General features: G+C 60.0%; 3 protein-coding genes. All 3 read right to left on the reverse strand.

Going from position 1 to position 9723, the window contains the following annotated elements:
- Positions 1–167: 167 nt before the first annotated feature.
- Positions 168–1430 carry a TolC family protein gene (locus FYJ44_RS13125; RefSeq protein WP_229772711.1) on the reverse strand — a complete coding sequence of 421 codons (1263 nt, stop codon included), beginning with the start codon at positions 1428–1430 and terminating at the stop codon, positions 168–170.
- 426 nt (positions 1431–1856) lie between these two features.
- Positions 1857–3056: a glycosyltransferase family protein gene (locus tag FYJ44_RS13130; protein ID WP_154512895.1), complete on the reverse strand. Its 1200-nt coding sequence runs from the start codon at positions 3054–3056 to the stop codon at positions 1857–1859.
- Positions 3057–3118: 62 nt separating this feature from the next.
- Entirely contained in the window at positions 3119–9592 is a 6474-nt protein-coding gene (locus FYJ44_RS14970) for a VWA domain-containing protein (RefSeq protein WP_326833690.1), read from the reverse strand.
- Positions 9593–9723: the final 131 nt, after the last annotated feature.

The following is a 9723-nucleotide window of genomic DNA, read 5'->3' on the forward strand; positions in this document are numbered from 1 at the left end:
AGTCCGCATTCCACATTTCATAACCGACGCCAGAGGCGTGTCGTCCGCGGTCGGCACACCTCTATACGCCCCCTTGCGCCGCCATACCGGAATCAAGGGTTGCCCCAATCTCCCCAAGGCGCGGCCCGGAGCCGCGCCTTGGGCATTTTCTCAAGATCGCATCCGGTTTAGTTGAACCAGCCGGGCGCGAAGGCCTCACGCGGATCTTCTTTATCTTCCGGAGGGTTTTGCCCCAGCGGCCCGGTGTTGATGGACATCTGCGGCAGCAAATCGCCGGTAAGCGCGCACAGCCTGTATGCGCCCACCAGGATATTGCCGCGTGCGGTTTCCGCCTGCGTGGAGGAATTGTACAGCTCGTTTTCCGTGTCCAGCACGTCCAACAGGCTGCGCTTGCCTATCTGAAACTGTTCCAGATAAGCTGTGCGGGTATACTTGTTGTACTCAATGGCCTTGGAATAGTGCTTGTACTGTTCCTGAGCGGCCTGATAATTGGTCCAGGTGCTTTCAATATCCAGCTTCAGGTCGTCACTGTAGTTGTACATTACCTGCCGCGCCTGCCGAATGCGCGCCGAAGCGGCCTTCCGTTCGGCCAGGTCGGCCCCGCTGTTGAAGATATTCCACCGCACGGTGCCCAGCACGTCGAAACTGTAAATCCAGCGGTCGCTGCTGCCGCCCCGGTCAGTGTAATCCGGTCCGGCCTCCAGGTTGAACGTGGGATAAAAGGCGGAATCCGCCAGCTCCCGCTCGGCCCTGGCGGCCCGGATGTCCTGCATGTAGGCGGCCAGCTTCGGATTGTGCTTCTGAGCCAGCTCATAGACCGGTTCCGCGCCATTGAATATCTCGGGCGGCATGGTCACCTCCGCGAGCTTGGTCACGGCGGGCAGGCCGGTCAGCCGGGTATAGGTTTCCTCGGCCACCAGCAGGGCGGCCTTGGCTTCGGAAAGGCTCGACAGCGCACGGGCAAGGCGGGACTGCGCCTGGCTCACGTCGGCCGCCGTATCTGCGCCCAGATTGGCGCGGTCCTGGGCCTGCCCCAGAATGGCCTTGTGCTGGACCACATTTTTCTCGGACAGGTCGTAGATACGACGGCGGCGCAAAAGATCAATATGGGCAATAACGCCATCCAGGGAAAGTGACGTGGCGGTATCGAAGACCCGGTGCTTGACGGAGTCCAGGGTGGATTGCGCGCTGCGCACGCGCGAACGGGTGGCGAAGCCGTCCCAGATGGGTTGCACCAGCTTGGCGCTGACCCCGGCCAGGCCCCACATCTGGGAATCCAGATCCTGCCCCCTGGTAGTGGAGTCGCTCAGAATGCTGCCGCCGGCCCGGCCGGTGACATCGACGCGCGGACCGAAACCGGCCTTGCTCCGATCCACTTCATGTTCCAGCACCTGTCGGTTTTCCAGCATGCCCCGCAGGCTGCGGTGCATGCGTAAAACGCCGTATACCGTATCCTCAATGGTAATGGGCTGACCAGGAGGAGGCGGAGGGGGGGTAGGCGGCTTCCGCCGCCACAGCTACCACGGGAAGCAGCCACGCCAGGACAGAGAGGAAAAAAGATGCTCGTTTCACGGTCCACTCCAATATCGGGAAACCGCCTTGTTACGACGGTTTCCATGCTAATAGCACGCTGACCACCATGGTCCACATTGCCCCGGAACCGGCGGGATCCGTCAATTCCGCACACAACAGCATGCCGTTCATCAACATGTGAGCAAGGCGCATGACTGAAAAAATAAAAATGACAGATAGTTTTCCGAAAAAACATATTCCCGTCGCCGCAACAAACGCAGTCCGATTCATCATCCGGCCGCCGGGACAGCCGGCCCCCATGCCCGGTGCACACGCGGAGAGCGTCAGGAGACGTTGCAGAGCTCCCCATCCTTCCACTGCCGGTACGCTTTCAGCAGGCGCACGGCGTGGCGTGACAGAATATCCTGCTGGCGGAAAGCCAGCGCGGTTTTGCGGGCATTGGCCCGCAGGGTGTTGAACGCCTCCGGCCTTGACAGCATTTCCTCAAGACGGCGGTAGATCTCTTCCGCCGGGGCTTCCGGGCAGAAGAGCATATTTTCGCCGGGCCGCAGAATCCCGGCGGACTCGGGAGCGGCGTGGGGCAACGTCATCAACAGCGTTTCGCAACTCATGATTTCAAGCAGTTCTCCGAGCCTGCCGTCCGTGACATCCAGGCGGATATGCGCGGCGGACGCGCAGAGCAGATCCCGATACTCCCGCAACGGCAAAAAACCCGCACAGTGCAGGCGGGCGGCCTCTTCGCCGCTCAAACGGGAAACAACCGCATCAAGCCGCGCCTTGAACTCCGGTCCGACGCCGCTCAACAACACATGGCAGTGCGGCCGTCGGCGCAGCAGAGCCATGACCATAAAGCACAAGACCTTGCCGCGCTCGGCGTTCACGCCGGTTACGCTGAAGGACACCAGCTCCGGCACGGCGGAAAGATTCACCTCGCCGCAATAAAACGGTCCGGACTGTTCGGCGCAAAAGAAATCCGTATCCGCGAAAAAGGGAACGACTTCTATGGCTTTTCTGACAAATGCGGGGAAAAAAAGTTTCTGCCAGTGTGAGAAGACAAAAAAAAGCTGGCTTTGCGTCAGGCAGCCGCTTTGCAGCAGGTGACGCAGCAACACTCTGTCCGAATAGCGGTCCGTAATGCAGGTTGGGGAAAAGATGTCATCCAGGTAGGAAACGTAAAAGGCTTCCGGAAAAACCTGTCTGACAAAGAACGCATGTCCCTTGGCGGATGCCGTCAGAACCATATCCGGGGTAAAGTTCATCGCCCGCAGTTTGAGCAGTGAAGAAAGAGACAGTCTGCCCACTTTCAACGCCCAGCTCCACTCCTGCTCAAACGCATCCCTGTTCTGGCCCGTGCTCGTGTTCTTGGATTTTTTCAGTAATACCCGGCGTACCCCCGGCAAAGAAAATCCCTGCCGACAGTGGCTGGAGGCAAACAAAACCTCATGTTGCGGATCCGCAGCGAGGCAGGCGGCCAAGGCTCCCAACCTCCCGGGAAATGCATCGTTAAGAAAGAGGATACGCATGCTCGCTCCGGGTGGAAATGCCGGAGCGGCCGCAAAAGCCGCTCCGGCCCGTTTCACGACGATTAGCCGTTTCCGTTTTCTATAGCCGCCTTGGCGACTATAATGGTCGCATCATGATCGCCCCCCGAAGAGTGCGTATAGGTCGCATAATCTGCACCTTCGGGCGACACCATGTCATCCCCCTGTACCCAGCCGTTAGCCGCGTCCAGACCGCTGATCTTGTTGTCATCATTGACGGAGATGCCGAGCTTGGCGGACAACTCGTCCATGCCGCGCAGGTCCATGTGCGTATCAAGGTAAACCTCAATGCCTGTTACCTGTGGCTTATCCGCAGTGGAGTCGAAAATCTCCTTCACGCCCTCCCCGACCAGGAAGTCAATGCCCTCGCCGCCATCCACGAGGTAGTCGCTAGAGTCATAGACGATGACGTCGTTGCCGGAACCGCCGAAGATCTTGTCGGCTCCCGCGCCGCCGTCGAGGAAGTCGTCGCCGGAGCCGCCGAAGAGTATGTCGTTACCATCTCCGCCGTACAGACGGTCGTCGCCGCCCATGCCGAAGAGCACGTCGTCGCCGGAACCGCCGTAGAGATGGTCGTTGCCGTCGGCAGATGATTCATGACCTTCCATGGTCGTGGCGAGATTCTGCAACTCCGTGTCACCCGCAGAATGGATGGCGTCCATGACGTTCTGAAGATCGGCAGTAGTGTGCAGCGCCGAGGCCAGGTCGTTGAGCAGATGATGCGCGTCAGCAGGCGCGTTGTCTCCGTCGCCGAAGAGCAGATCGTTACCACTGCCGCCGTGGAGGATATCGTTCCCCTCCCCGCCGTACAGCGTGTCGTTGCCGCCCTGGCCGAACAGGATATCATCGCCCTGGCCGCCGTGGATGACGTCATCTCCGCCCTTGTTATTCCCGGCGTCGAGAGCGCCGGCTATCTCGGCATGATACTCGCGGATCAGATCGGCAAGCTCGCCGTTGCTCAGCTCAGCGGGAATCTGATGCCCGTCTTTGAGCGCCTGCGCCGTGACAAAGGCCCGCAGCGCATCCAGGTTGTTGCCGTCGATGCCGTGGAAGTTGACCACGTCGCCGAACAGAATGTCCGCGCCTTCCCCGCCGGAAATGGTGTCCGAAGCGGGAACGTAGTCTTCCGCCTTACCGCCGAGGATGGCGGCGGCCAAATCGGCGCCGTTGATATTTTGCATGGGCGTCACGGTAGAGTAGGCGCCCAGGTTGTCAACATTCCCTCCGATGCCGATGGCCGTAACCGTACCGCACTGTTCCACCAGTTCCCCGAAAGCCTGCTGACTATTTTCCGTCGTCGTGGAGGTTGTAGAGCCACCACTCCCCGCACGCATGGTCGGTTCATAGCCGCCCTTCCCATCCGGAGTCATTTTGGCGCACTTCTCATGTTGCCACTGGCCGCCTCGCTTGCCCTCTTTGTATGTCCATTTGTAAACGTTGCCATCTGTATCGATGACCTCACGGGACTGCCCACCGATGCTCAAAGAGAAAGACTCGCCCCATTTATACTCGGACCAGTTTATCTCAGTTGCGACGACATCAGAATCCGTCCCCGAATCGTCAACTATCAGGCCGGTGTAGTCTTCCTGATAATAGGTCGGCAGCCCGTCCGTGATGAAGAACGTCTGATTGGTGCCGTCGTTGTCCAGGGAAGCGAACCAGTTGCCCGCTGTTTTCAGGCCCAGCTCATAGTTGGTGCCGCCAGATGCCCACAGGCCCCAGATGGCATTCTGCAAGTCGTTCAGAGCGTGGTCCTGGCTCAGATCAACGGCAACCTCCTTCGTGATTCCGCTTGCAAAACCGAGCAGCAGGACATTGACCGTTCCGGGAATAGTTCCGGGGTGCTTCACCGGATCCACGGCATCCGCGAGTTGCTGGACGATCTGGTTCAGGGAATTTCGGGCGCCGCTTATCTGCCCCCCCATGCTGCCGGACGTATCCACGATGAAGGCAAGGTTATAGCTTTCCCCGGGATGGACCTGGAGGCCGCCGGGCTCGTCGCCGATGATCACGTCGTTGTTTGAATGGCCGGACAGGACATCGGGACCGGACGTTCCAACCTGCGTTTCAGTGATCACGGTGGTGGTAACCGTCCCGGAATGTTCCACGGTGTCGTTGTCCGCGTCAGTTACCGCAACGCTTACCTTATAAGTGTCCGCGTTGCCGTCGACCCTATCCTCTGCCGGGCGGAAGTAGGCAAAGGTGCCGTCGGACTTCAGGCTGAAGCTGGGATCGTCCCAAACAATATGCGTGTCGCCATGGGCGTCAACGGAAACCGTGCCGTGAATTACCACCGGACCGGACTTGCTCTCACCCATGCCGCTGGTGCTGCTCTGAGTGATCGTGACCTGCACTTGGGACCCGTCCGCATCCGCCCCAAAGCTAAAGTTCGGCAGCGTGCCGGTGATCTGGGTGGCTGTGTCCGCGGCGGCATCCAGAACCACGCTGTCAAAATGCGGCGTGTCGTCCTTAATATCGACGGTGACCTCCACCGGCACGGACGTCCCGTTACCCAGCTTTGCCTCCAGCGTGATGGTTTCAGCGCCGTGTTTCAGGACAGATTCCTGATGGCTCTGATCCGGATCATGGCTGTAAACTTTGGTCTGCTCGTAAGTGGCCTTGCCGTCTGCGTCCACGATGATCTTGCCGTATTCGCCTGTATAGGTCTTCCCGGGCTCCAGCTTCACGCCGTTGGGCAGGTTGATACTCACGTCATGCGGAACATTCGTATGCAAGTGGCCATCCGTATTCAGAGCCACGTCGCCATCCCAAGAGGTCACGCTGCCTGTCACCTCGGGCAGAACCACCTCATCGACGAGGTCAATAGTGGCGTGACCGTTTGCAATATCGCCGTCGCCGTCCTTTGTGATGAACTCCAGTTGGAAATCGCCGCCAAGCTTGCCATCGGCGTCTACCATCTGGAACACTTCGTGCTGCTTGAAGGTCCAGTCGCCCTTGGAGTCCAGAATGGCGGTGAAAAGCAGCGTGCCATCAGGAGCCGTGGCCGTGAGGCTGCCGCCGCCGGAGCGGCCCTGCTCCATGTGCAGCGTCGCCTCGACCGCCTCACCTCCGTTCACGGAAACCTTGATAGTCTCGCCGTCTTTATAGTCGAAGGTCGCGTTCTCATAGCCTTCGGCAAAGCCGTCGGCGCCGCTGATGCCCGTCACCGTGCCCGTATAGACCGCAATGGCCGGTTCGGAGGTCACGAAGTCCACGGACTGGATGGTGAAGTCGCTGTGTTCGCCGTTGTCGACGGCGGAGATGACGACACGGTCAAAACCGTCGGCCAGAAACTCCTTCGTATTCAACGTGAATTCGCCGTCCGTACTTCTGCCGGTCACCAGCTCGGAGTGGACCAAATGGCCTTCCTTGTAGAAGCTGATCAGCGCTTTTTCGGAAATGGTGTCAGGGCTGGGCTTGCCCAGCTCTCTCCCCGAATAGAACGCGCCGAGCTTGAGGTTCAGGCCGTAAGCCTGGCCGTCCAGATCTATGATTACCGCTTCGCCGAAGTGACTGCCTTTCTCAGCTCCGATTTCCTGACTATGCGCACCACCGTTGACGGTCAGCCCTCGATCCTGTTCCACCGTATGGCCGCTATTGCCGAGGGTCATGCCCTTGGTGCTGATCGAGTCGATATTCCATGTATCGTCGTAGTGCACCATCGCGGCGGAAATCGTGACCTCCTGCCCCTTCACGCCCTCGTTAAACGTGAGGGAAGGACCAAGCTTCCGGCCAGCCTCCGTATACTCGGTGAAGACGAGGGGATCACCGCCGATGAAGTCTCCGGCTGTACCCGGATCTTCTCCCTTGACGGGATCGGACACCGTCAGTTCGGGCGCGTCATCCGTGATTTTGATGTTCAGGGTCACCTCTTTCTCTTCGTGGGTGACTTTGTTCACCACCGTCACCTTCACGCCCTCGGGCGGCGTCACCGTCGCCGTTTCGTCACGACCGCCCTCTTCGGGGGCGTACTTGTTGTGCAGGGTGGAATCCGTCAGCGCGGACGTCTGCGTGTAGACCAAGTTGCCGTGCTCATCCACGCTCAGCTCGCCATTGTGGACATCGGGCAGACCCTTCTCCGAGAATTCCCAGTCCGCGCCGAGCTCGGCCGCCTTCACCGTCGCCACACTCGTATGGCCCTCGATGCGCAGGTCCGCGTCGTGCGTGGTTACCTCGAAGGTGTCGGTCTTGAGCACCGTGTTCATATCGAACGTCACAGTGCCGCTTGCGCTGTCGCCGTCCCTGTCCGTCACATTGATGGTCAGCGTCACGTCATCCTTGGAGACATAGCCCGCTTCCGGCTTCACATAGACCTTGCCGTTTTCCAGCGTCAGCAGACCCACGCCTTTAATGGTCAGCTCGTAGCTGCCGTCTCGCTCTACGGATGGGACCAGACCTTCGACCGTCACGAGACGGCCGTTCACAGTGTGCGTCAGGTCGATCGTCACGAGATCGCCGTCCCCGCTGTGCGTCAGGTCGTACGTGCCCACTTCCGTCTTTTGGCTGGAATTGATGTCCGCCGTGCCGTCTATCACTGTCAGTGCGGGCGCGTCGTCCTCAATATTGATGTTCAGGGTCACTTCTTTCGTTAGGCCGGTGGCGCTGTTCACCACCGTCACCGTCACGCTGTCCACCAACGCGGTTTCGTTAGTGTCCGCGTGCACGTTGTGCCCCGTCCCCGTGTAAGCGGACGTCTGCGTGTAGACCAGGTTGCCGTTCGCATCCAGGCTCAGCTTGCCGTTGGAGACATCGGGCAGATCTTTCGAGAACTCCCAGCCCGCGCCAAGATCGGCCGCGTTCACTGTAGCCACGCTCTCGTGGGCCGCACCGAGCAGGTCATGGTCGTGCGTGGTCACCTCGAAGGCGTCGGTTTTGAGCGCCGTGTTCATGTCGAACGTCACGCTGCCGCTTCGGCTGTCGCCGTCCGCGTCCGTCACATTGATGGTCAGCGACACGTTACCCTTGGAGGCATAGCCCGCAACCGGGTCCACATAGACCTTGCCGTTTTCCAGCGTCACCGTGCCCACGTCGGCAATCTTCGCCGTGTACGCGCCGTTCTCAGTTACGTCCGCTTTCACGCCGTTGATCGTCACCGTGTCGCCGTCCGCGCTGTGCACCAGTGTATACGTGCCCACTTCCGTCTTTTGGCTGGAATTGATGTCCGCCGTGCCGTCCGTCACTGTCAGTGCGGGCGCGTCGTCCTCAATATTGATGTTCAGGGTCACTTCTTTCGTTAGGCCGGTGGCGCTGTTCACCACCTTCACCGTCACGCTGTCCACCAACGCGGTTTCGTTGGTGGCCGCGTGCACGTTGTGCCCCGTCCCCGTGTAAGCGGACGTCTGCGTGTAGACCAGGTTGCCGTTCGCATCCAGGCTCAGCTTGCCGTTGGAGACATCGGGCAGATCTTTCGAGAACTCCCAGCCCGCGCCAAGATCGGCCGCGTTCACTGTCGCCACGCTCTCGTGGGCCGCACCGAGCAGGTCATGGTCGTGCGTGGTCACCTCGAAGGCGTCGGTTTTGAGCGCCGTGTTCATGTCGAACGTCACGCTGCCGCTTCGGCTGTCGCCGTCCGCGTCCGTCACATTGATGGTCAGCGACACGTTACCCTTGGAGATATAGCCCTCAGCCGGGGTCACGTAGACTTTGCCGTCTTCCAGCGTCACCGTGCCCACGCCATCAATCGTCGCCGTGTACGCGCCGTTGGCTTCGGTCGCCGTCACGCCGTTGATCGTCACCGTGTCGCCGTCCGCGCTGTGCACCAGTGTGTACGTGCCCACTTCCGTCTTTTGGCCGGAATCAATGTCCGCCGTGCCGTCCGTCACCGTCAGTTCGGGCGCGTCGTCCTTGATATTGATGTTCAGGGTTATCTCTTCCGTTGCGCCGGTGACGCTGTTCACCACCGTCACTGTCACGCTGCCCGCCAACGCGGTTTCGTCAGCACCTGTTGCGAGGCTGTTGTCGGTGTGCCCCGTGAAAGAGGACGTCTGTGTATAGATCAGATTACCGTCCGCATCCACGCTCAGCTCGCCGTTGGGAACTGTGGGCAGACCTTCGCCAGAGAATTTCCACTCCGCGCCAAGCTGCTCGGCCGCATTCACCATCGCCACGCTCGTATGGCCCGCGTCGCGCAGGTCCGTATCGTCCGTGATCACCGAGACGGTGTCGTGCTCAAGCGGCGCGCCGACGACGGCGGCGTCATCACCGCCGAGGGCGTTCGGCGAGACAGCCGCAACGGCGGCGGTCGTCAGGGGAGCGCCGTCACTGCCGGCATCCAGCCCGTCCAAGTGGTTTATGCCGTCCATCAGATCGGAGTTGCCGAACTCGTTATAGCGGGCCGCGCGGGCCGCCGCGCCTGCGGCGGGACCCGCGGCAGGCATGAGGTCCTCATTCAAGGCGGCAAAGAATTCCGAACCGGGAATCTCCGTGCCGTCCACCTGGAAGGTGGGCATGCTTTCTCTGGAATAGACGGTATAAAAATTTTCCAATTGAATGGACGCGCCGTCATCAAACGTCAGCACTAGGTGTAATGTTCCAATAGGTTGTTCACCCTGCCTCAAGCCGGTAAAGCTGGAGTTGACAGACAACAGTAAACCGAGCCGAGGACAGGGTGAACAGCCATAAGAATGCCAAATTGACTGCACGCGGTCGA

Origin of the sequence: Desulfovibrio porci (assembly GCF_009696265.1) — a bacterium.
In the GTDB taxonomy this organism is placed as follows: domain Bacteria; phylum Desulfobacterota; class Desulfovibrionia; order Desulfovibrionales; family Desulfovibrionaceae; genus Desulfovibrio; species Desulfovibrio porci.